Below are 21,290 nucleotides of genomic sequence, written 5' to 3'. Positions count from 1 at the left end.
CCGTCCGCGCTGTCGTTCCCGCGGCACGCCCATCGAAGATGCATGTTGTGCAATAATGCACTCCATGTTCGAGAGTGCAACGACCACCGCGAGAGCGCGCCAGGTCGCGGAGCGGCGCGAGCAGCTCGCCCGTCGCGCCCGCGAGCTCGCGGTCGAGCACGGCATCCAGGGGTTCACGATCGACGGGCTCTGCGAGGACGTCGGCCTTTCTCGCCGCACGTTCTTCAACCACTTCCCCTCCAAGGAGCAGGCCGTCCTCGGCCGCCCGGAGGAGGGGCTCGAGGGCGAGGCCGTCGCGCGCTTCCTCGCCGGAGGCGGCGCGCCCGGACGGGTGTCCGCCGACCTGCCCGAGGCCCTCGCCGACCTGGCGATCGAGCACTTCGAGGCCATCGGACTCACCCCCGAGCGCGCGCACGAGCTCGTCGCCCTGCTCGAGCGCGAGCCGAAGCTGCTCGCCGCGCTGCTGAAGGTCGGCAGCGAGCGCGATCGCCTGCTCGAGCGCCTGGCGGCCGAGCGCGAGGGCCTGGAGCCGGGCGATCCGCGACTCCGACTCGCCGTGCAGCTCGTCGGCACCGTCGCACGCCTGTCCGTGGAGGAGGCGCTCACCGCCGAGTCCCCGGCCCCGTTCCCCGAGATCCTCCGCTCCCGCCTCGCCGAGGCCCGCGCCCTGTTCGCTCCCGCCCCCACCACTCCCGAAGAGGACCGATGACCACCGCCACCGCCAAGCCGCTCCTGCTGACGCAGCGCAGGATCTGGATCATCTTCTCGGCGCTCATCGCCGGCATGCTGCTCTCGAGCCTCGACCAGACCATCGTCTCGACCGCGATGCCCACCATCGTGGGCCAGCTCGGCGGAGTCGAGCACCAGGCCTGGATCACGACCGCCTACCTCCTCGCGACCACGATCGTCATGCCGATCTACGGCAAGTTCGGCGACGTGCTCGGCCGGCGGAACCTCTTCCTGATCGCCATCGCGCTCTTCACGATCGCCTCGGTCGGCTGCGCGTTCGCGGGCGACTTCTGGAGCTTCGTGGTGTTCCGCGCGCTGCAGGGCCTCGGCGGCGGCGGGCTGATGATCCTCTCGCAGGCGATCATCGCCGACATCGTGCCGGCCAACGAGCGCGGCAAGTACCTCGGCCCGATCGGCGCCGTGTTCGGTCTCTCGGCCATCGCCGGACCCCTGCTCGGCGGCCTGTTCGTCGACCACCTCACCTGGCAGTGGGCGTTCTACATCAACATCCCGGTCGGCATCGCCGCCTTCGCCATCGCGTGGTTCGCGCTGACCCTGCCCAGCAGGAGGGCGCAGAAGAGGATCGACATCCCGGGCGTCGTCCTGCTCTCGGCCGCGACGACGTTCCTCATCTTCTTCAGCGACCTCGGCGGCGACGCGCAGCACGGCTGGGCCGCCCCCGAGACCTGGCTCTTCGGCGCCGGCCTCGTCCTCTCGGTCGCCGGCTTCCTCTGGGTGGAGTCGCGCGCCGAGGACCCGATCATCCCGCTGAGCCTCTTCCGCAACCCGATCTTCCTCAACGCCACGGCCATCGGCCTGACCCTGGGCCTGGGCATGTTCGCGGCGATCGGATTCATCCCCACGTTCCTGCAGATGGCGTCCGGAACCTCCGCGGCCGCGTCGGGCCTGCTGATGCTGCCGATGATGGCGGGCCTGATGGGCACGTCGATCCTGTCCGGCATCGCGATCACGAAGACCGGGAAGTACAAGGCGTATCCGATCGTGGGCACGATCCTCACCGCGATCGCGATGACGGCCATGACCACGCTCGCCGCCGACACCCCGATCCCGCTGATCTGCGTCTACCTGTTCGTCTTCGGCGCGGGCCTCGGCCTGATCATGCAGGTCGTGGTCCTGGTCGTGCAGAACGCCGTCCCCGCCGAGCAGATCGGCACCGCGACCAGCACGAACAACTACTTCCGCGAGGTCGGCGCCGCGCTCGGAGTCGCGATCTTCGGCACGATCTTCACCAACTCGCTCACCGAGAAGCTGACGACGGTCTTCGCCGGAGCGGGCGACGCGGCCGCGGGCGCCTCGGCGGCGACCCTGGACCCGCAGACGCTGAGCACCCTCCCCGACGAGGTGCGCGACGGAGTCGTGTCGGCCTACGCCGACTCGCTCGCGCCGGTGTTCTGGTACCTGATCCCGTTCATCCTGCTGGCCCTCGTGCTCGCGATCTTCCTGAAGCAGATCCCGCTGTCGGACCAGGCCGGCATGGTCGCGCGCGGCGAGGCCGTGGGAGGCGATGAGGCCGAGCGGATGTTCCGCGAGGAGAGCGCGGGAGCGGCTCCGGAGGGACCCGGCTCGGACAGGACCGCGACCGGCTCCGTGCCGACGCGCTAGCTCCGGACCGTCACCGGGCGCTTCCCGGCGAGAGCGGCTCCGTCGACCGGCGGCTCCGCACTCATCCCCACGCCGAGGCCGCGGAGAGCAGGATGAACGGCGCCATCTCCAGAAGGCACACGCCGCCGGAGTGCCGGAATTCCTGCCACCCCTCGGACCCTCCACTCGATCGCCCCGCAGCGCCCGTCACGAGGGGCGGGAGGAGGAACAGCAGGAGCCACGGCGCGATGTCGAGCAGGCTCGGGCCGGTCCAGTCCGGGAAGTCCTCGGGATCGAGCAGGGGCGGCTCCTGCACGAGGAAGAAGGCCGCCGTCAGCAGCGCTGCGGGGAGGACGGACAGCCAGGTGAGGGTCACGGCGATGACCTTCGCCGTGCGTTCGCGCCTGCGAAGGCCGTCCGGAACCTCGCTGTGGATGCTGCTGCCCATGAGGCGATCCTGCCGCAGGAAGGGGCGTCTGATGGGCTCGGAGCGGGTGATCCCGGCCTTCCGCGCGGCTGACGCGACTACCCGGTGAGCGCGACGGATCCCAGAGACGGGTAGCCGGGGCCGCCGTAGTCCATCACCGTGAGGGTCGCGATCGCCGGCATGGTCCGAGCCCCGGGTATCGCGATCTCCTGGTCCGGCAGGTCGGGATCCAGAGGGGCGATCTCGAACGAGTAGCCGGCGGTATCGACCCAGGCGCCCGAGCCGTCCTGCTCGAGCGCCCCCTCCTCGAGGGAGAGCCTCAGGTCGGAGGCGTCACCGGTCGAGAACCCGGACAGGACCGCCCAGGTCGATCCGTCCGCGCGGCGCTCGATCAGGACCGAGCCGGTCGTCGCGGACTGCTGGCTGAGGAAGTCGCCCCGGAGGGGGAGCTGCTGCTCGAACGCGCTGAGCGGGGAGGCATCCGCACTGAGCGGGGAGGCATCGGACGCGGGCGACCCCGACGGTCCGGCCGCTTCCGCGGTCGTCGACCCGGCAGGGCGCGCCGACGGCCCGTCCCCGGGCGGTGTGCTGCTGGTGCACCCGGTGAGGAGGAGCACCGCCGTGAGGGACGCGATCCCGATCTTCTTCCTCCCCATCGCTCGATCCTGCCAGACGCCCTTCCGGCGCGCACTGCATCCGCCGGGGCGGCTGAGGGACCCGCGGCACCCGCGTGCAGGCGGCGATGTGCAGCTGCATGTCGACCCGGGAGACGGCGTCGGCGACGTCGCCGTGCCGCCGCGCCAGAGGCTCAAGCGGCGATCCCGTCCTCCTCGGACGCGGTCGCCGCGTCCTCCGCGAGCTCCCGCACCGTCAGGGGCGCGACCGGTCCGGCGAGCTCCGCCTCTGCGGCGATCCGCGCCCGCTCGACCCCCGCGAGCAGCACGGCGAAGGCCTCCTCCAGGGTGTCGGTGTCGCGCAGCAGGAGCCGCTCGCCGCTCGGATCCAGCCGGATCGTCCGGTAGACGGGCCGTGCCAGATCGACTGCGAGCGTGATCACGCCGACGACGGCCCCTGCGCGGCGGGCGCGCGCGATCCAGCGGTTGGAGTGGGTGCGGAGCAGGATCATGGCCGGTGCCGTCCTCGGGGGAAGTGGTGCGGCGGAAGGGTGAGTGGATCCTCTCCGAGCTTCCTGCAGGAGTGCCCGCCGTGTCCTGTGGTTGACATCAGAGCGCTCATCAGTGGAAGCGGACTCATCAGCACCATCTGATCAAGAAGATCTTTCAGTACTCTTGGTTCATGACTCAGATCCTTCCGGTCTCCGACGCCAAGCGGCAGCTCGGCGCCCTCGTCGATCGCGCCCACCTCGCGCACGAAGCGGTCTACCTGTCTCGACGCGGCAGGCGGGTCGTCGCGATCGTGGATGCCGACGAGTACGACCGCCTCCTGGAGCTGGCGGAGGATGCGGAGGACGCCATGGCCGCAGTGGCAGCTCGGGAGGAGCGGGAGCGCACCCGTTCGACGCCGGTTCCGTGGGACGAGGTGAAGGCGGAGCTCGGCCTCTCGTGACGTTCCGCATCGAGCTCGAGCCCTCGGCCGTCCGGCAGCTGAGAAAGCTCGATCCGCAGGACAGGCGCAGAGTCCAGGCCGCTCTCGAACTCCTCGCCGACGACCCCCGTCCGCCGGCGTCGACGATGCTCGTGAACAGCGGCGGTGCGTGGCGCGTCAGGGTCGGCGACTTCCGGATCGTCTACGAGATCGAGGACGACCGGCTCATCGTCCTCGTCCTGGCGCTGGGACACCGGCGCGAGATCTACCGCAGCTGACAGAGCGTCAGTCGACGACCCGCCCCCGCGCACCCGCCGCGACGCGCAGCGCCCGCACGAACTCGGGCACCACCGGGTTGCCGGTCGCCGCGACGAGCACTCCGATCTCGCGCATCGCCCGCGGATCGTCGATCGGGATCTCGCGCACGCCGTCGTCGATCGACGACGGGCTCGGCGGCAGGATCGTGACTCCGAGACCGGCGGCGGCGAGCCCGCGCGCGGCCCGGTAGTCGCCCACCTCGAAGACCGGTTCCGGGTCGCGGCCGTCGTGGCGGAGCAGGCGCCGGGCCGACTCGTGCAGGCCGTAGCCGGCCGACAGCATGATCAGGTCGAGCCCGTGCAGGTCCTCCACCGTGATCGAGCGGCGCGAGGCGAGCGGATGCCGGTGGTGCACGACCGCGAGCAGCGGCTCGGTGTAGAGGGTGGTCGTCGTGGTGCCGGGCAGGGTCGGCGGGTCCGCGATGATCGCGAGCTCCGCCTCCTGGTCGGCCACCGCCCGCAGGCACAGCGCCCGCGAGCCGTGGCGCAGGCCGAAGCCGACCCGCGGCCACCGGCGGCGGAACCGGCGGATCACGTCGGGCACGTAGCTCTCGCCGAGCAGGGTCTGGAACGCGATCGAGATGCGCCCGTTCTCGAGCTCACCGGCCTGGCGCACCTCCGCGAGCCCCGTGCGGATGACCGCCATGCCGTCCTGCGCGGCCTCGGCCAGGCGGAGTCCCGCCTCCGTCAGCACGACGCCGCGGCCCTCGCGCCGCACGAGCGGGGCGCGCACGAGCTCGGCGAGCCGCGCGAGCGAGCGGCTCGCCGTGGGCTGCGGCACTCCGAGCTCCTCGGCGGCGGCGGTCACGCTGCCCGTCTGCGCGACCGCGACGAGGACGGGCAGCAGCTTCAGGATCGCGGGCCAGTCGGAGTCGTCACTCATGCAGCCAGCGTATAGATCAGCAGTGAACCGGCATTGGTCATCCGATCCGCGCGCTCCTAGCCTCGAGAGCATGAGCATCGTCGAGCGCGCCCCGGTCCAGGAGCGCTCCGACCTCCGCATGACCCTCGCGCTCCTGGCCGCCGGAGTCGCCACCTTCGCCGAGCTGTATGCGGTGCAGAGCGTCCTGCCGCAGCTCGCGCGGGAGTTCGCGCTCACCCCGGCCGACGCGGCCCTCACCGTCTCGGCCGCGACCCTCGGACTCGCACTGATGGTGCTGCCGTGGGCCTCGATCGCCGAGCGGATCGGGCGCCTCGCGTCGATGCGGATCGCCGTGCTGTCCTCGGTGGTGCTCGCGCTGCTCGCCTGCGCGGCCCCGTCGTTCGAGGTGCTGCTGGTGCTCCGCTTCCTCGGCGGCGCCGTGCTCGGAGCGGTGCCGGCCCTCGCGGTCGCCGCGATCCACGACCGGGTGGGCGGAGCGGTCGCCACGGCCGCCGCCGCCGCGTACGTCTCGGGGACCACGATCGGGGGAGCGGCGGGGCGGCTGATCGCCGGGCCCCTCGCTCCGCTCGTCGGCTGGCGCCCCGCGCTGCTCGTCGTGACCCTCGTCTGCGCCGTCGCCGCGATCGCCTTCGCGCTCCTCGCGCCGCGCGGGCCCTCGCCGCGGGCCGTCGCTCCGGAGCGCGGGAGCGGCCGGGCGAAGACCGCGCGGGTCCTGCGCGACCCGGTGCTGCTCGCGCTCGCCGTGCAGACCGTGCTCGTGGTCGGGGTCTTCGTCGCCGTCTACAACTACCTCGCCTTCCGCCTCGAGGCCCCGCCGTTCGCACTGCCGCCGGCCCTCGTCTCGCTCCTGTTCGCCGCCTACCTGGCGGGCACCGCGTCCTCCCGGCTGGCCGGGCGATGGGCGCCGCGGATCGGATCCAGGACGCTCATGCGCCTCGGCATCGCCGCCATGATCGTCGGTCTGCTCGTCATGCTCGTCGACGTCGTCGCCGTGGTGATCGCGGGCCTCGTCGTGCTCACCGCCGGGTTCTTCGCCGTGCACGCGACCGGAGCGGCGTGGACGGGCGCGCGAGCGGCTCCGGCCCTGCGCGGCCACGCCGGCGCCGTCTACACGATCGCGTTCTACGTCGGCTCGGGCGTGGGCGGCTGGCTGCTCGGCCTCGCCGTCGAGGCCGGCGGCTGGCCCCTGTTCACCGGAGTGACGATCGCGCTGCTCCTCGTCGGCGCGGCCGTCGCGAGCCTCCCGTCCCGCGCGGCCGTCGCCGGCTGATCCTCGCTCCCGCCCCGCGCATGGGCCAGGATGGGCGGGACGCACGAGCCCGGGGGGACCTGTGACCGACACACGCGAGACGACCGACACCGACCCGCGGTACCACGCGGCGTTCCAGCGGGGCTACGACGGCCCCGCTCCCGAGCGCGGAGCCCGGGCCGAGGCGCGGTTCCGCCGTCCGGGGCGCCGCGAGGAGGCGGCCCCTCGTCCCCGCACCGCGGTGCTCCCGACGACGGAGCCGGTGCTCGACCCGGTCCGGTCGCTCGGTGTCGCGCCGCCGGTGGAGCGCACGGCGAGCCTGCCGGCGGAGTCGGAGGACGAGCCGCCCCAGGAGGCGGAGGGGACCGAGCCGCCGTCGTGGCGGGCGACCGACGTCCGCGTCCCCCTCGCCCTCGTCGTGATGGGAGTGCTCCTGATCGTGCTCGGGGCGGTCGTCATCTGGTCCGGGTCCTCGATCATGTACAGCGGCGCGTCGACCGCGAGCGAGCGCTTCGCGATGTACGTCGTCAACTTCGTGCCCGGTCCGGCGGTGACGGTCGGCCTCCTCTCGATCGGCGCGGCTCTCGCCGTCCGCGCGGTCCGCCGATGAGCGGTCGGTGGATCGCCCTCGTCGCCTACACGCTGGCGCTCTGGCTGCTCGCCCTCGTCGCGCCGCTGGGGCTCTCGATGGTGCCGATGGAGTGGTCCTCGTCCGACGGATCGATCCCCATCGAGGCGGTCCTGCAGAACCTGTTCTACGTCCTCGGACCCGCGATGGTCACCGCCGCCCTCGCGATGACGGTGACGACCATCGCGGTGGCGGTCGCCCGGACGAAGCGCCCGACTCCCGTCCCGCAGGAGCCCGAGGACCCCTGGGAGCAGGACGCCGTCCTCCTCACCCGCTGACGCCCGCCCCCTCGACCGAGGGAACCCCGACCCGTCGAGGGAACCCGCAGCAGCGGGACGTCTCGACGGTCCGGGGTTCCCTCGGCGGCAGGCCTTCCCGGCCGGGCCCTACTCGCCCAGCGCCGAGAACCGGAACAGGTACGTCGCGTCGAGCGTGTCCTCGATCCCCGTCACTCCGGCGGCGGCGACCACCGTCTCGCGGCCCTGCAGCAGCGGGATGATCGGCGCGTCGACCGCGGTGACCCGCTGGAGTTCCTGGATCGCCGCCGTGCGCGCTCCGAGATCGGTGGCGGTCGCCTCCGTGTCGATCAGCGCGTCGACGGCGGCGCTCGCGTAGCCGTTCGCGACGGAGGAGCCGGTCGACGAGTAGGCGGCGCGGAGGAAGTTGTCGGGGTCCGGGTAGTCGGGGAAGAAGCCGAGCTGGTACGCGGGGTAGCCCGACTCCGGCACGAGCTCGGTGACGTAGCTGGTCCACTCCGTCGACTGCAGATCGACGGTGAAGAGGCCGGACTCCTCGAGCTGCGCCTTCACGAGCGCGTACTCCTGGGCCGAGTCGGGTCCGTAGTGGTCGCTCGTGTACTGGATCGGGAGCGCGACCGGGGTCTGCACGCCCGCGGCGGCGAGCAGCGCGGCGGCGGCGTCCGGGTCGGGAGAGGCCCCGTACGCGTCGGCGAAGGCCTCCGTCGCACCGGTCTGCCCGTCGAGCACGACCGAGTACGCCGGCGCGTAGGTGCCGCGGTAGACCTGCTCCGCCAGCTCCTCGCGGTCGACGAGCGACGCGACGGCCTGGCGGATCGCGAGCTTCTGCTCCGGGGTGCCGCCGGGCTGCGTGGTCACGTTGAAGGTCAGGAAGCGCACCGAGCCGCCCGGGCCGTCGACGACCTGCAGGGCGGAGTCGTCGCGCAGGTCCTCCACGTCGGTGGCGGTCAGCGAGCGGTAGGCCACGTCGACCCCGCCGTTCTCCACGTCCAGACGCAGGTTCGTCGACGAGGTGTAGGGCTTCAGCACGACCTGCGCCGTCACGGGAGCGTCACCCGAGTAGGCCTCGTTCGCGGCGAGCAGCAGCAGTCCGCCGTCCTCGTAGCTCTCGACGGCGTAGGGCCCCGAGCCGATCACGTCGGCGTCGTCGAGCAGGGCGTCGGCCGGGTAGACCTCCTCGTCGACGATCGGCCCGGCCATGCTCGAGAGCACGTACGGCCAGGTCTGGTCGTCGGGCACGGCGAGCGTGAAGACGACGTCGTCGTCGTCCTGCGCGACCGACTCCATGTTCGCGAGCAGCGGCGAGGGCCCGTTGTCGGCCGCGATGTCGACCACGCGCTGGAACGAGAAGACCACGTCGGACGCGGTCAGCTCGTCTCCGTTCGAGAAGGTCAGATCGGGCGCGATCGAGCAGCGGTAGGTGGTCGGGTTGTCGAACCCGCACTCCTCGGCGGCCTCGGGCACGGGCGTGGTGTCGCCGTCCTCGTAGCTCAGCAGGTGCTGGTAGATCTGGTTCTGCGGAGTGAAGCTGCCGCGGTCCCAGGCACCGGCCGGGTCGAGCGAGACGATCGAGTCGGTCGTGCCGATCACGAGCCGGTCGGAGGAGTCGCCGCCGCCGTTCGTCGCGCCGGTGCAGGCGGCGAGGAGGGCGGTCGTGCCGAGCACGGCGAGGACGCCGAGCGCGCGGGAGGAGTGCATGCTGCTGCTTTCGTCAGGGGTGGGAGGGGACGCGGCCCAGGCGGAAGCGGCCGAGCGGCTCGCCTCCGTCGACCAGGTCGGCGAGCAGGTCGCCGAGGACCGGCCCGAACTTGAACCCGTGGCCCGAGAAGCCGGTCGCGAGCGCCACGCGCCCGACCCGGTCGATCACGAAGTCCTCGGTCGGGGTGATGTCGTAGAGGCAGCTGATCGCGTCGGCGCTCGCCGCGTCGACTCCGGGCAGCCAGTCCCGCACGTAGGCGACGAGGCGCGCCAGCCGCTCGGGCTCGGCGCGGAAGTCGCGGCGGTCGGGATCGACGACCGGCCCGGTGCCGTGCTCGCCCACCTTCACTCCGACTCCCGGAGTGGCGAGGCCGTAGATCACGGGCAGGTCGCCGCGGTGGTGCACGAAGCTCGGCCACCCCTCCAGCGGCAGGTCCGTCGTGAAGTGCGCGGGCTGCTCCTGGGTCACGCGCAGCGGAGGCAGGCGCCGGCCCGCCGCCTCGACCAGCCCGCCCACGAGCGCCGGGGTCCACGAGCCGCCGGCCACGACGACCGCGTCGGCCGTCAGCGGGCCCTCGTCGGTGACGACGCGCACGCCGCCCTCGCGCTCCTCGATGCTCTGCACGCCGGCGCTGTCGCGGACGATCGCGCCGTGCGACTCGGCCGACGCGAGCAGCGCCTCGATCGCGGCGGCGGCGTCGATCCGCCCGCCCTCGGGGTGCAGCAGCACGTCGGTCTCGAAGCGCAGTCCGGGCCAGCGGCGCGAGGCCTCGGCGGCGTCGAGTCGCTCGACGGGGATGCCGTCGCGCGTGAACGCGTCCTCGACGGCGCGCAGGGCCTCGGCGTCGCCGTGGTCGATCGCTCCGGTCGCGGTGAACAGGCGGCGTCCGCTCTCCTGCTCCAATCGCGCCCACTCGCGGGCGGCGCGGCCGGTGAGCGCGCGGTAGTCGTCCTGCGGGTAGCCGCGGCGGAAGATGCGGGTCTCGCCGTGGGAGGACCCGCGGTCGTGGCCGCGCTCGAACCGCTCGAAGACGATCACGCGGTCGCCGCGCTCGGCGAGGGAGCGGGCGGCCGCGGCTCCCACGAGCCCGGCTCCGACGACGACGACGTCGCGCCCGGTCATCGCGGCACCTCGGCGTCGACCTCGCGTCGGGGCGGCATCGCGGCGAGCACCGCGGCCTCGTCGGCGAAGGGCTGCGGAGCGAAGCGGCCCGGCGCGTAGCGGCTCGCGTCGCCGAGCGTGCCGCGCCCGTCGAGCACGAGCTCGGCGACGAGGCGGCCGAGCCCCGGTCCGTGCGTCACTCCGGACTCGTTGTCGCCGGCCGCGACGAACAGCCCGGGCAGCTCGGGCACCGGCCCGGCGAGGAAGCGCCGGTCGGCCGTGTACGAGACGACCCCCTGCGTCCACTCGGTCGCGCGCACCGCGTCGGCGGAGGCGGGGAGCAGGCGGGTGAGGATCGGCGCCAGGTGCGCGTCCATCCGCTCGATCAGGTCGGTGCGCTGCGGTCGACGGTCGGCCGCCGCCTCGCCCAGGGGCTCGTAGCCGACGCCGTTGCCGTAGGTCAGACCGCCGAGGTGCTCGCGCACCCAGAGCCCGTCGAGCTCGGGCAGCATCAGGGTCGGCAGCGGATCCAGGCCGAAGGGGGCGGTGGTCAGGCGGCTCGCCACGACCCGCGCGAGGGGGAGTCGGCGGCCGAGCGGGGCGAGCAGGGCGTTCGTCCAGGAGCCCGCGGCGAGGACCACCGCGTCGGCGGCGAACGAGCGGCCGTCGGCGGTGCGGACGCCCGTGGCGCGTCCGTCGGTCGAGACGACTCCGGTGACCGCGGCGTGCTCGATCACGTCGACCCCCGCGGCGCGCGCGGCGGAGACGAGCGCGAGCCCCGCATCCGGAGCACTGATCTGGATGCCGCCGGGATGGACGAATCCGCCGGACACGGCGCGGGGGTCGAGCCCCGGGATCAGCTCGGCGGCCTCGTCGGGCGAGAGCGCGCGGGCGCCGTCGGGGCGGAGCGGATGCGCGGCGAGCGGTCCGAGGTGGTCGCGGACCCCCGCGTCGCTCACGGCGAGCCAGGCGCTGCCCGTCTCGCGGAGGTGGATCGGGTGCTCCGCTGCGAGACCGCGGTAGAAGTCGATCCCGTACTGCTCGAGGTCGCGCTCGGACTCGTTCCAGTACCAGGCGTAGCCCGCGGCCCAGAGCCCGACGAAGCCCGCGCCGGCGGCGGTCGTGCCCCCCGCCGCGGCTCCGGAGTCGAGCAGCACGACCCGGGCGCCCGCCCGCGCGAGGTGCAGCGCGGTGGCAGTCCCGAGGAGACCCGCTCCGACGACGACGACATCCCTACTCATGCTAGGTAGTGAAGCAGCCGGTCCGGCCGGGGTCGAATCGATGTGACGCCCGGCGTCGCGGCGGGGGTCGGGCGCGTCGACCCGGCGGCGCGGAGCCTGGGTCGCGCCTACGCCGACCGCACCAGGAAGTCGACGAGACGCCGCACCGCCGCCGGCACGCTCCCGCGCCGTCCGACCGTCGGCAGGACGATCGCGCCGAGGATCGCGTAGCCGATCTCGTCGACCGGGGTGTCCTCGGGCAGCTGGCCTGCGCGCACGGCGCTCGCGAAGCGCTCCGAGAGGGTGCGGTCCACGCCGAACGCGGTGATGAGCCGCTCGCCCACGGCCGCGTCCTCGGAGCCGGCGGCGACGAGCGAGCGGATGAGCGCGGTGCCCTGCTCGGTCTCGGCGAGCGCCAGGATCGGCGTCAGCCACTCCTCCAGGTCGCGGCGCAGGTCGCCGGAGTCGGCGATCGCGATCTCGACGGCGACCAGGCGCCCCTCGATCATGCAGTCGGCGATGAGGGAGCCGCGCGAGGGCCACCAGCGGTACACGGTCTGCTTCGAGACGCCCGCCTCCTTGGCGACGCCCTCCATCGTGAGGTGGTCCCAGCCCTGCTGGGCGAACAGCCGCGCGGTCGCCTCGAGGACCGACTCGCGCGCCGCGGCGCTGCGGACCGGGCCGCTCCGATGCTCCGTCATGCCTCCCAGGCTACTCCCACTGACTAGACGAGACGTCGCGTATGATCTGGCGCACCCCCGCTTCCCGCCCGTCTGGAGACCCCCGTGGCCACCCTGCTCTTCCGTCTCGGCTCCCTCGCCGCCCGCCGCGCCTGGGCGGTGATCGCCGCGTGGGTCGTGATCCTCGGAGTCTCCGTCGGCGCGTTCCTCGCCGCCGGCGGCACGCTGACCAACAGCTTCGACATCCCGGGAACGGCCTCCGGCGCGGTGACCGACCAGCTCGCCGAGAAGCTGCCCGACACGGCCGGCGGCACCGGTACGGTCGTCTACCGCACCGACGACGGCTCGGCGCTGACCGGCGAGCAGGAGTCGGCGATCTCGGCGCTCGCCGACTCGGCCGCCGGGCTCGACGGCGTCGCGGCCGTCGTCGATCCGTTCGAGGCCCGGCAGTCGCAGATCGACAGAGCCGCGCAGCTGGCCGACGGCCGCGACGGCCCAGCAGCTCGCGGCGATCGACGCGCAGCAGGCGCAGCTCGACGCGCAGGCGGGCGCGCTGCAGGAGCAGCAGGCGACCCTCGACGCCTCGCGTCAGGAGCTCGAGGCCGGCGCCGAGCCGCTCGACCTCGGCGAGGAGCTGCTCGGCTACGCCGACGGCATCGGCGTCGTGTCCGACGACGGCTCCACCGCCGTCGTGAACGTCTCGTTCACCGACCCGCGCCTCGAGCTGTCCGAGGAGGTCAAGCAGGGCGTCATCGACCACTTCGAGGACGCCCCCGTGCCCGGCGCCGACGTCACGTTCGCCACCGACCTCGCCCAGGGCGTCCCGCAGATCTTCGGAGTCGGCGAGGTCGTCGGCCTCGTCTTCGCCGCCGTGGTGCTGATCGTGATGCTCGGCTCGCTCGTCGCGGCGGCGCTGCCGATCGTCACCGCGCTCGTCGGAGTCGGAGTGGGCGTCACCGCCTCGCTCGCCTTCTCGGGGGTCATCGACATGGCCTCGGTCACCCCGGTCCTGGGCGTGATGCTGGGCCTCGCGGTCGGCATCGACTACTCCCTCTTCATCGTCAACCGGCACCGGAGGCAGGTGCTCGCGGGCGTCGAGGTCCGCGAGTCCATCGGCCTCGCCAACGGCACCTCCGGCACCGCCGTGGTCTTCGCGGGCTCGACCGTCGTCGTCGCGCTGCTCGCGCTCAACGTCACCGGCATCCCGTTCCTCGGCCTCATGGGCACGGTCGGAGCGGTCTGCGTCGCGGTCGCCGTGCTCATCGCGGTCACGCTCGCCCCGGCGATCCTCGGGCTCCTCGGCACGCGACTGCTGCGCCGGAGGGCCCGGTCCACGATCGGCCGGCAGAAGGCGCTCGCTCCCGCCCGCCCGATGTCGACGCTGCGCGCGGTCGTCACGGTCGTCGGCACGGTCGTCGCCCTGCTGATCATCGCGATCCCGTCGCTCTCGATGCGCCTCGGGCTGCCCGACGGCTCGAGCGAGCCCGAGGGGTCGACGAGCGCCCGCACCTTCGAGATCGTCGGCGACGAGTTCGGGGCCGGCGCGAACGGTCCGCTGCTCGTCAGCGCCTCCGTCCCCGACGGCGTCGCCGACGACGACCTCCTGCGCACGCAGGTCGAGATCGCCCGCACGATCGCGGAGCAGGACGACGTGGTCGCCGTGGCGCCGATCGCCGCCTCCGACGACGGCACGCTGCTGGCCTTCCAGGTGCTGCCCGCCGAGGGGCCCAACAGCGCCTCGACCGAGCGGCTCGTGCAGGACCTCCGCGCCCTCCCGCCGGTCGGCGACGGCGTCGTGCTCGGAGTCGCCGGCCAGGCCGCGACGAACATCGACATCTCGGAGGGGCTGAACGCGGTGCTGCCGACCTACCTCGCGGTCGTCGTCGGGCTCTCGCTGCTCATCATGATCGTGGTGTTCCGCTCGTTGCTGGTCCCGGTCATCGCGACGGGCGGCTTCATCCTGTCGCTGTTCGCGACCTACGGCCTGATCGTGTCGGTGTTCCAGTTCGGCTGGGGAGCCGATCTCATCGGCCTGCACGCGACCGGTCCGATCCTGAGCTTCCTGCCGGTGATCCTCGTGGGCATCCTGTTCGGGCTCGCGATGGACTACCAGCTGTTCCTGGCGTCGGGGATGCGGGAGGCGTACGTGCACGGCGCGTCCGCGCGCCTCGCCGTGGCGCAGGGGTTCCAGGCGGGGAGGTCGGTCGTCATCGCGGCGGCGCTGATCATGATCGCCGTGTTCGGCGGCTTCGTCTTCTCGGAGTCGACGATCATCCGCTCGATCGGGTTCGGTCTCGCGTTCGGCGTGCTGCTCGACGCGTTCGTCGTGCGGATGCTGCTCATGCCCGCGCTGATGCACCTGCTCGGCCGCTCCGCCTGGTGGCTGCCCCGCTGGCTCGACCGCCTGCTGCCGGACGTCGACATCGAGGGCGCGTCCCTCGAGCGCACCCACCCGCACGCCTGAGCAGGGCTCCGGCTCCCGTCTCGCGGGGCCGGAGCCCGGGCGTCAGGCGGGGGTGACCAGCACGCGCACGTCCCACGGGCCGAGCAAGAGCTCCGAGCCGGCCGCTCTCGGCTCGCCCGAGTGCAGGTCCTCGGCCGCGAACGGCACGACGACGGCCGCCCGGTCCCACGACCAGTTCTGCACCACGTGCAGGCGCTCGGCCCGCGCGTTGACGGCGGAGTGGACGCGCACCGAGCCCGCCTCCGGACGCCAGGGAGCGACGCCGGCGACCTCGCCCGCCCAGCCCAGCACGGCCGCGGCGAAGCGCGGGTCGGGCAGCCCGCCCACCGTCGAAACGCGTCCCGCTCCGTGCGCCCGCGAGGTCAGCGCGGCGTAGTCGCCGTGGAACGGGTGCCCGTAGCGGGCGAGGATCTCGGCGTCCGTCGTCTCGTAGCTCTCGATCCACGAGGTGACCGCGGCGCCGTCGGGCAGCTCGAGTGCGGGCAGTCCGGGGGCCGCCACCGCCACGACCGGCACGGGCTGCTCCGGATTCGTGTACTCGTCGTACCAGGCGCCCGCCGCCGCCGAGAGGCCGCCGCCCGGGGCGACCTCGAGCCGGGCCCGCGCCTGGGTGTCGGCGTAGCCGGTGCGGGGGCCGAGCAGCAGGTGCCCGCCGGCCGCGGCGTAGGCGAGCAGCCACTCCAGCACCGCGTCGTCGGCCGCGTAGTAGGCCGACACCACGAACACCGGCTGCTCGGCCGCCACCGTCGCCGCGTCGTGCTCGAGCAGTCCGCTCGCGTGGAAGAGCCGGGTCTGCAGCCCCGCGTCGAACGCGCCGCGCACGAAGGCCTCGACGAGCGGGGAGTAGGAGTCGGGCACGGGCATGCCGTCGGGTCCGCCGAGCGGTCCGAAGCGCTCGAGCGTCCACTTCGAGGCGTGGTCGTAGAGGACGCCGACCTGCGCGTCCGGCGCGAGTCCGACGATCCGATCCCCCAGCTCGCCGAGCTCGGCCCCGATCGCCGCGATCTCGCGGTAGGTGCGTCCCGGCTTCTGCGAGTGCGGGAGCACTCCGCCCCAGTAGGTCTCGGGGCCGAAGTGCAGGGTGTGCCAGTGCCAGTACTCGATCATCTGGGCGCCGCGGCTGATCAGCGCCCAGACGCCCTGGCGGCGCTGGCCCGGATAGGACGGGTTGTTCATCGACGAGAAGCCGATCGACTGCGCGCCCACCTCGGTGACCAGGAAGGGCTCGTGCCGCGTGCCGTACATCCAGTCGGCGGAGTGGTAGAGCGCCCAGGTGCCCTGCGTCCACCAGGTCTGCGGCTTCACCTCGGCGTCGGGCAGCGCGAGCGAGTCCTGCGCCTTGTAGTACGGGTTGCCCGCGGTGACCGTCATCATCGCGCCGACGGCGTCGTCGCGGATGGTCGGCCGCGTGTACGACAGGCAGGTCATCACGAAGCGCTCGCCCGCGTACTCCGACACGATGTCGGTCTGCCACTGCAGGTACTCCGTGACCAGGTCGGCCTGGAAGAGCCGCCACGCGAGGTCGTACTGCGGCAGGAAGTTGGCGTCGGGCCGCCAGAGATCGCTCCAGTCGGTGAGGCGGTGCGACCAGTAGGTCAGCCCCCACTCCTCGTTGAGCCGCTCGACGGTGCCGTAGGTCGTGCGGAGCCGGTCGCGGAACCGCTCGAACGCCTGGTGGTTGAAGATCTGCCAGGCCCCGGGCTCGTTGTCGACCTGGAAGCCGATGATCGAGGGGTGCTGGGCGTGCCGCTCCAGGATCCGGCGGACCACGCGGTCGACGTGGAAGCGGAACGCCGCGTGGGCCACGTCGATCTCCTGGCGCATGCCCCAGCCGAACGGCTTGCCGGTCGCGATCTCGACGTTGATCTCGGGGTAGCGGCGCTGCAGCCACGGCGGGATCGCGTAGGTCGGCGTGCCGAGGATCACGCCGATGCCGAACTCCCGGGCGGTGTCGAGCACCGGAGTGATCCACTCCAGGTCGAAGACTCCGTCCTCCGGCTCCCAGGTCGACCAGACCGATTCGCCGACGCGGACGACCGTGAAGCCGGCGTCCCGCATCTCCTCGAAGTCCTGCCGCAGCCGAGGCGTGGGCTGGTACTCGTGGTAGTACGCGGCGCCGAAGAGCACCTGGGGCGGGGTGTAGGTCATGGGGAAGCCCTTCTTGAAACTGTTTCGCAAAGTTTCGCGATCGGGCTCAGCGTAGGCGGCCGCCGACCGGCGCGCAACGCCCGACTTCCCCGCCTCGTCCTCCTGGCGACGCGGCGAGACGCGCCGAGGAGAGGAGGTAGGAAACAGTTTCCGCTACGCTCGTCCCATCCGCTCGAGTCCCGAGCCTCCCCACCCTCCGCCCGCGCGGCCCTCCGCGCCCCACCACCGGAAGGCCCCCGTGGCTCGCACCCCCGACGTCCGCGTCACCCTCGACGTCGTCGCCGCCCGCGCCGGCGTCTCGAAGGCCACCGCGTCCAAGGTCCTCAACGGCCGCCCCGGCGCGTCCCCGGCCACCCGCGAGCGGGTCGAGCGGGCCCTGCGCGAGCTCGGCTACACGCCCAGCACCCGCGCGCGGCGGGTCGGCGGATCGATCACGGTCGTCTTCGACACGCTGCTCTCGCTCTACTCCCTGCGCGTGCTCGAGGGGGTCGTCGGAGGAGCGCAGAGCGAGCGCGTCGACGTCGCCACCCGTGTCCTCGCCCCCGGCGGCTCCGCGGAGGAGGGGATGCGCTTCGACCGCGACTTCGTCCGCTCCGTCGCCGCGCAGGGCCACCTGGGCCTGCTCGCCGTCACCACGGCCATCGACCCGGGCCTGGTCGCCGAGTGCGCCGACGCGGGCCTCGCGCTCGTCGCGGTCGACGCCCCGAATCCGCTCGACCCGTCCGTCGCGAGCATCGGCTCCAACCACTGGGTCGGCGGCCAGCAGTCGACCGAGCACCTCGTCGCCCTCGGCCACCGGCGGATCGCCTTCGTCGGCGGTGACGCCGCGAACCCGGGTCTCCGCGCCCGCTACGGCGGCTATCGCGAGGCCCTCGCCGCGGCGGGCCTCGCGGAGGACCCGGCCCTCGTCTCGGAGCACGGCATGGCCAGCGCCGAGCGCATCGTCCCCGGACTCCTCGCGCTCCCCGATCCGCCCACCGCGATCGTCGCGACGAACGACCTCGCCGCGTTCCAGGCCGTCCGCGCCGTGCTGGCCGCCGGACTGCGGGTGCCCGAGGACGTCAGCGTCATGGGCTACGACGACACCTACGCCGACCTGCCCACCGCGCCGCTGCTCTCCACCGTCCACACGCCCCTGCACGACATCGGCCGCCTCGCCGTCGAGACCCTGATCCGGATGCACGACGGCATCGCCCCGGTCTCGCACCGCCTCGAGCTCGCCACCACCCTCGTCGTCCGCGAGTCGACCGCGCCGCCGCCCGCCGCCTAGCGGCGTTTGGCCCCTCGCGGAGGGTTCTGCATACTGGAATGCCGCCCCCAACAGGGAGCGTTCAGCTGCGACAGCGGAGGGTGGACCGGTGTCGACCGTCCTCAACCGGGCCCCCGCGGCCCGTCGTTCCGCCCGTGCGCTGCCCCTGATCGTGGGCGCGACGGGCTTCGCGGCGAGCCTGGTCCTCGCGATCGCGGCCCTCGCGACGGCCGCGGCCCCCGTGCGCGTGCTCGGCGTCCCGCTCCCGCTGGTGCAGGGCGGCGCGGTCTGGATGAGCGTCGTCGGCTACGTCCTCACTCCCGTGCTCGTGTTCCTCGCGACCGGCTGGGATCTCTCGAGCCAGCGCTCGCACGCCCTCCGCGACGCCCGGCACTTCGTGCCGAACCCCCTCTACTCGCGGGCGCTGCTCTGGATCTCGGGCGCGGGCCTCGTGCTCGGCGCCTGGCACGTCCTCAACATCAGCGTGCCCGTCTCCGAATGGCTCACCGCGTGATCCGGCGGGCCCTCGCGGTCGTCGTCGCGGTGCTCCTGCTGGTCCTGGCCGGCGGATCCGCGGCGATCGCGACCACCGTCTCCACGCCCACCGCGTCCCTCACCGACACCGGCCGCGGCGCGATCGAGGACCTGCGCACCTGCCTCTCCTCCTCCGACGTGCTGAACGTCTACTACCTCGTGGACAGCTCCGGCTCGCTCAACACCGGCGGCGACGACGGCCGCGGCTCCGACCCCGACGTCGCGCGCGCCGACATCCTCGCGGGCAGCCTCCAGGAGCTCGGCGGGCTGCGCGACTCGCTCTCGGTCAACTGGGGCGCCGCCTTCTTCAGCCGCGCCTTCGAGCCCGCGGTCGACTGGCGGCCGTGGACCGCGGACAGCCCGGGCGTCCTCGCCGCCGAGATCCGCGAGAAGACGCCGGGCGGAGGCACGAACTGGCTCGCCGGGCTCGAGGGCGTGCAGACCGCGCTGCAGAACCAGCCGAGCGCCGGCTCCGCCTGCCAGCTCGTCGTCTGGCTGACCGACGGCGAGATCGACCTCGGCTCGGCCTCGGCCACCGCGGATGCCACCAACGCGCTGTGCGGCGTCCGCATCGACCCCGACGGCGCCGAGCCGGAGGGCAACGGCGTGCTCGCCGCCCTCCGGCAGGCCGGCGTCGTGGTTCTCGGCACCCTCCTCGCCGACGGTGAGCAGCGCGAGCAGGCCGGCATCATGTGGCCCCTCGTCGAGGGCACGGGCGAGTACGGAGGCGGCACCGCGTCGTGCGGGCCCGCCACCGCGCCCGAGGGGGCCGTCCGCGGCGCCGTCGTCGACGCCTCCGACCCCGACGCGCTCGCTTCCGTGTTCCTCGAGCTCGGCAGCCGCATCGCCGGCGGCTCCGCCCAGCCCCTCGCCGCCGACGGCACCTTCTGGATCGACGCCGGCGTCTCGCGCATCCAGGCCGTCGTGTCCGACCCGGCCTGGACCCTCACCCCTCCCGCCGGGTCCGACCTGCCCGTGCTGTCGGCCGCCTCCGGTACCGCGGGGCTCGAGGTCACCGGCTCGTCCGGCGTCTCGCTGGTCACCCTGACCGTCGACCGCCCCGAGCTGCAGGGGCAGTGGACGCTGAGCGCCGCCGGCACCGAGGACGTCTTCTTCTTCAGCGACCTCCGCATCGTCTTCGACGAGGCCAACTCGGTCGAGCGCGCCGAGGACGGCTCGCTCTCGGCCACCCTCAGCGCCCGCGTCGAGAACGCGGACGGCACTGCGGCCGACCTCTCGGTCTTCGACGAGGCCGTCTTCACCGCCACGTCGACCGCCGACGGCGCGACCTCGCCGCTCGAGGACGCGCGCATCGACGAGGCGTCCGGAGCGATCACCCTCCCGCTGCCCGCCGACGTGACGGCCTCCGAGATCCTCGTCACCGCCTCCCTCGACCCGCTCAGCACCGCGCCGCACGCGGTGGCCCTCGCGCCCGTGACCACGCAGCAGCGGGTCGCCACCGTGCTGCCCGCGTCGTTCCCGAGCGTCTCCTCGCCGCTCGTGCTGAGCGAGCTGACGGGAGCGGAGGGCCGAGCGGAGGGGACCCTCGCGCTCCAGGGACCGACCGCCGGGGGCGACGGCCGGGTCTGCCTCGCCGCGCCTCCCGAGGTCACGAGCGACAACGCCGACCGTGCCGGCAGCTGGACCTGGACCTTCACCGACGCGAGTGGTGCCGCGCTCGCGCCCGGTGACTGCGTCGTCGTCGCCCCCGGCAGCGCCCAGACCCTCACCGTCACCGCCGAGAACCCGGTGCCCGCCGATTCCACCGTGTCGGCCACCCTGCCCCTCGACATCCGCACCGCCGACGGAGGCAGCGCCCCGCAGACCGTCGCCCTCTCGTTCCCGTCGACCTTCCCGGTGAACGCGGCGGCGATCGGACTGATCGCGCTGGTGCTCCTCCTGCTCGGGCTCCTGCTTCCTCTCGTGCTCCTGTACCTCTTCAACCGCTGGAACGCGAAGATCGCGATGCAGGGCTCGTTCCAGCGCGGCACGATCCCCGTCGAGATCACCCCCGACGGCGTCCGCTCCGCGCTCCCGTCGGACCGCCTCGACGACCGCTTCCGCTACCTGAGGAGCGAGACCGGCGTCCGCGAGATCCCGGACCCCGACCTCGGCCGCCTCCGCGTGCACGTGCCGTGGTGGCCGCTGCGGGCACCCGGCTACCGCGTCGGCCCGCCCGCCGGCGGCGTCGTCGTCGCGTCCCGCACCGGCACCCGCAGCACCTCGGCGGGCACCCGCCTCCCCGACGAGGCGATGGGCTTCCGCACCCTGCCGCTGGACGCGTTCTGGGCGATCGTCGTGCCCGAGCGCGAGCTCGACCGGCCCCGCTCGGACGATCCGGTGCGCGCCCTCGCGGTGCTCTACCACCGCGTCGACCGCGACGACGAGGCGCAGTACGCGCGCCGCCTCGACGACCTGCTCCGCGACTCCGGTGCCCCCGCGTGGGCGACCCTCGACACGCTGCGCCGCGAGCGGGCCGCGAAGCGCCCGGAGCCCGAGCAGCCCGAGCGCACGCAGAACCAGCACCCGGAGCCCGAGCGCCCCGAGCGCCCCGCGCG

The 21,290-nt window shown here is 73.5% G+C and carries 19 protein-coding genes and 1 pseudogene; 11 read left to right on the top strand and 9 right to left on the bottom strand.

Annotated elements, in window-relative coordinates:
- Nucleotides 1-64: 64 nt before the first annotated feature.
- Together NB037_RS11965 and NB037_RS11960 are read left to right on the top strand one after the other, a co-directional pair.
- The gene (locus NB037_RS11965) at nucleotides 65-709 is read left to right on the top strand and encodes a TetR/AcrR family transcriptional regulator (RefSeq protein WP_251946049.1); all 645 of its coding nucleotides are present in this window, start codon (nucleotides 65-67) and stop codon (nucleotides 707-709) included.
- Nucleotides 706-2,352: an MDR family MFS transporter gene (locus NB037_RS11960; protein ID WP_251946047.1), complete on the top strand. Its 1,647-nt coding sequence runs from the start codon at nucleotides 706-708 to the stop codon at nucleotides 2,350-2,352. The genes NB037_RS11965 and NB037_RS11960 overlap by 4 nt, the downstream gene beginning before the upstream one ends.
- A 61-nt stretch (nucleotides 2,353-2,413) precedes the next feature.
- Here NB037_RS11960 and NB037_RS11955 read toward each other — a convergent pair whose 3' ends face one another.
- The 3 genes from NB037_RS11955 to NB037_RS11945 all read right to left on the bottom strand — a co-directional run bounded on the left by NB037_RS11955 (nucleotide 2,414) and on the right by NB037_RS11945 (nucleotide 3,884).
- A complete protein-coding gene (locus NB037_RS11955; protein WP_251946045.1) occupies nucleotides 2,414-2,779 on the bottom strand; it encodes a hypothetical protein in 366 nt (121 codons plus the stop codon).
- Between the two features lie 77 nt (nucleotides 2,780-2,856).
- Nucleotides 2,857-3,414: a hypothetical protein gene (locus NB037_RS11950; protein WP_251946044.1), complete on the bottom strand. Its 558-nt coding sequence runs from the start codon at nucleotides 3,412-3,414 to the stop codon at nucleotides 2,857-2,859.
- A 152-nt stretch (nucleotides 3,415-3,566) separates the two neighbouring features.
- A complete protein-coding gene (locus NB037_RS11945) occupies nucleotides 3,567-3,884 on the bottom strand; it encodes a hypothetical protein (RefSeq protein WP_251946042.1) in 318 nt (105 codons plus the stop codon).
- A 170-nt stretch (nucleotides 3,885-4,054) separates the two neighbouring features.
- Here NB037_RS11945 and NB037_RS11940 point away from each other — a divergent pair, with 170 nt between their 5' ends.
- Both NB037_RS11940 and NB037_RS11935 read left to right on the top strand, forming a co-directional pair.
- Nucleotides 4,055-4,324, top strand: coding sequence for a type II toxin-antitoxin system Phd/YefM family antitoxin (locus NB037_RS11940; RefSeq protein WP_251946040.1), 270 nt, complete (start codon nucleotides 4,055-4,057; stop codon nucleotides 4,322-4,324).
- Entirely contained in the window at nucleotides 4,321-4,581 is a 261-nt protein-coding gene (locus NB037_RS11935; RefSeq protein ID WP_251946038.1) for a type II toxin-antitoxin system RelE family toxin, read from the top strand. The genes NB037_RS11940 and NB037_RS11935 overlap by 4 nt, the downstream gene beginning before the upstream one ends.
- A gap of 7 nt (nucleotides 4,582-4,588) precedes the next feature.
- Here the strand turns inward: NB037_RS11935 and NB037_RS11930 are convergent, their stop codons facing one another.
- A complete protein-coding gene (locus NB037_RS11930) occupies nucleotides 4,589-5,503 on the bottom strand; it encodes a LysR family transcriptional regulator (protein ID WP_251946036.1) in 915 nt (304 codons plus the stop codon).
- Nucleotides 5,504-5,573: 70 nt separating this feature from the next.
- Here NB037_RS11930 and NB037_RS11925 point away from each other — a divergent pair, with 70 nt between their 5' ends.
- The 3 genes from NB037_RS11925 (at nucleotide 5,574) to NB037_RS11915 (ending at nucleotide 7,658) form a co-directional block, all read left to right on the top strand.
- Nucleotides 5,574-6,773: an MFS transporter gene (locus NB037_RS11925; RefSeq protein WP_251946034.1), complete on the top strand. Its 1,200-nt coding sequence runs from the start codon at nucleotides 5,574-5,576 to the stop codon at nucleotides 6,771-6,773.
- Between the two features lie 61 nt (nucleotides 6,774-6,834).
- Nucleotides 6,835-7,362 carry a hypothetical protein gene (locus tag NB037_RS11920; protein ID WP_251946032.1) on the top strand — a complete coding sequence of 176 codons (528 nt, stop codon included), beginning with the start codon at nucleotides 6,835-6,837 and terminating at the stop codon, nucleotides 7,360-7,362.
- Nucleotides 7,359-7,658, top strand: a complete 300-nt coding sequence (locus NB037_RS11915; protein ID WP_251946030.1) for a hypothetical protein — start codon at nucleotides 7,359-7,361, stop codon at nucleotides 7,656-7,658. Before NB037_RS11920 ends, NB037_RS11915 begins: the two co-directional genes overlap by 4 nt.
- Nucleotides 7,659-7,766: 108 nt before the next feature.
- On the opposite strand, the gene NB037_RS11910 is transcribed toward NB037_RS11915, so the two are convergent.
- From NB037_RS11910 to NB037_RS11895, 4 genes are all read right to left on the bottom strand, one after another.
- Complete coding sequence (locus NB037_RS11910; protein ID WP_251946028.1) at nucleotides 7,767-9,335, bottom strand: ABC transporter substrate-binding protein; 1,569 nt, start codon at nucleotides 9,333-9,335, stop codon at nucleotides 7,767-7,769.
- A gap of 13 nt (nucleotides 9,336-9,348) precedes the next feature.
- Entirely contained in the window at nucleotides 9,349-10,458 is a 1,110-nt protein-coding gene (locus NB037_RS11905; protein ID WP_251946026.1) for an FAD-dependent oxidoreductase, read from the bottom strand.
- The gene (locus tag NB037_RS11900; protein WP_251946025.1) at nucleotides 10,455-11,678 is read right to left on the bottom strand and encodes an NAD(P)/FAD-dependent oxidoreductase; all 1,224 of its coding nucleotides are present in this window, start codon (nucleotides 11,676-11,678) and stop codon (nucleotides 10,455-10,457) included. Before NB037_RS11900 ends, NB037_RS11905 begins: the two co-directional genes overlap by 4 nt.
- A 107-nt stretch (nucleotides 11,679-11,785) precedes the next feature.
- Entirely contained in the window at nucleotides 11,786-12,358 is a 573-nt protein-coding gene (locus tag NB037_RS11895; protein WP_251946023.1) for a TetR/AcrR family transcriptional regulator, read from the bottom strand.
- A gap of 84 nt (nucleotides 12,359-12,442) precedes the next feature.
- On the opposite strand from NB037_RS11895, the pseudogene NB037_RS11890 reads away from it, so the two are divergent.
- A pseudogene (locus tag NB037_RS11890) lies at nucleotides 12,443-14,792 on the top strand (MMPL family transporter); the annotation flags it as partial.
- Between the two features lie 51 nt (nucleotides 14,793-14,843).
- On the opposite strand, the gene NB037_RS11885 reads toward NB037_RS11890, so the two are convergent.
- A complete protein-coding gene (locus NB037_RS11885; protein WP_251946021.1) occupies nucleotides 14,844-16,949 on the bottom strand; it encodes a beta-galactosidase in 2,106 nt (701 codons plus the stop codon).
- 238 nt (nucleotides 16,950-17,187) lie between these two features.
- Between NB037_RS11885 and NB037_RS11880 the strand changes: the two genes are divergently transcribed.
- The 3 genes from NB037_RS11880 to NB037_RS11870 form a co-directional block, all read left to right on the top strand.
- On the top strand, nucleotides 17,188-18,219 hold the full coding sequence (locus tag NB037_RS11880) for a substrate-binding domain-containing protein (RefSeq protein WP_251946019.1): 1,032 nt from the start codon (nucleotides 17,188-17,190) through the stop codon (nucleotides 18,217-18,219).
- An 88-nt stretch (nucleotides 18,220-18,307) separates the two neighbouring features.
- Nucleotides 18,308-18,712 (top strand): hypothetical protein, encoded by a 405-nt coding sequence (locus tag NB037_RS11875; protein ID WP_251946017.1) that lies wholly within the window; start codon nucleotides 18,308-18,310, stop codon nucleotides 18,710-18,712.
- On the top strand, nucleotides 18,697-21,290 hold a 2,594-nt coding region (locus NB037_RS11870), incomplete at its 3' end, for a hypothetical protein (RefSeq protein ID WP_251946015.1). The genes NB037_RS11875 and NB037_RS11870, both read left to right, overlap by 16 nt.

The sequence above is a fragment of the Rathayibacter rubneri genome, assembly GCF_023743255.1.
Lineage (GTDB): Bacteria > Actinomycetota > Actinomycetes > Actinomycetales > Microbacteriaceae > Rathayibacter > Rathayibacter rubneri.
Note: the sequence above shows the minus strand (reverse complement) of the source record. Positions and strands in the feature narration are given on the sequence as shown.

Excerpts from the sequence above, each read along its gene's own strand:
- NB037_RS11965 (WP_251946049.1), top strand. The coding sequence starts at position 65 with ATGTTCGAGAGTGCAACGACCACCGCGAGAGCGCGCCAGGTCGCGGAG.
- NB037_RS11960 (WP_251946047.1), top strand. The coding sequence starts at position 706 with ATGACCACCGCCACCGCCAAGCCGCTCCTGCTGACGCAGCGCAGGATC.
- NB037_RS11955 (WP_251946045.1), bottom strand. The coding sequence starts at position 2,779 with ATGGGCAGCAGCATCCACAGCGAGGTTCCGGACGGCCTTCGCAGGCGC.
- NB037_RS11950 (WP_251946044.1), bottom strand. The coding sequence starts at position 3,414 with ATGGGGAGGAAGAAGATCGGGATCGCGTCCCTCACGGCGGTGCTCCTC.
- NB037_RS11945 (WP_251946042.1), bottom strand. The coding sequence starts at position 3,884 with ATGATCCTGCTCCGCACCCACTCCAACCGCTGGATCGCGCGCGCCCGC.
- NB037_RS11940 (WP_251946040.1), top strand. The coding sequence starts at position 4,055 with ATGACTCAGATCCTTCCGGTCTCCGACGCCAAGCGGCAGCTCGGCGCC.
- NB037_RS11930 (WP_251946036.1), bottom strand. The coding sequence starts at position 5,503 with ATGAGTGACGACTCCGACTGGCCCGCGATCCTGAAGCTGCTGCCCGTC.
- NB037_RS11925 (WP_251946034.1), top strand. The coding sequence starts at position 5,574 with ATGAGCATCGTCGAGCGCGCCCCGGTCCAGGAGCGCTCCGACCTCCGC.
- NB037_RS11915 (WP_251946030.1), top strand. The coding sequence starts at position 7,359 with ATGAGCGGTCGGTGGATCGCCCTCGTCGCCTACACGCTGGCGCTCTGG.
- NB037_RS11910 (WP_251946028.1), bottom strand. The coding sequence starts at position 9,335 with ATGCACTCCTCCCGCGCGCTCGGCGTCCTCGCCGTGCTCGGCACGACC.
- NB037_RS11905 (WP_251946026.1), bottom strand. The coding sequence starts at position 10,458 with ATGACCGGGCGCGACGTCGTCGTCGTCGGAGCCGGGCTCGTGGGAGCC.
- NB037_RS11900 (WP_251946025.1), bottom strand. The coding sequence starts at position 11,678 with ATGAGTAGGGATGTCGTCGTCGTCGGAGCGGGTCTCCTCGGGACTGCC.
- NB037_RS11895 (WP_251946023.1), bottom strand. The coding sequence starts at position 12,358 with ATGACGGAGCATCGGAGCGGCCCGGTCCGCAGCGCCGCGGCGCGCGAG.
- NB037_RS11885 (WP_251946021.1), bottom strand. The coding sequence starts at position 16,949 with ATGACCTACACCCCGCCCCAGGTGCTCTTCGGCGCCGCGTACTACCAC.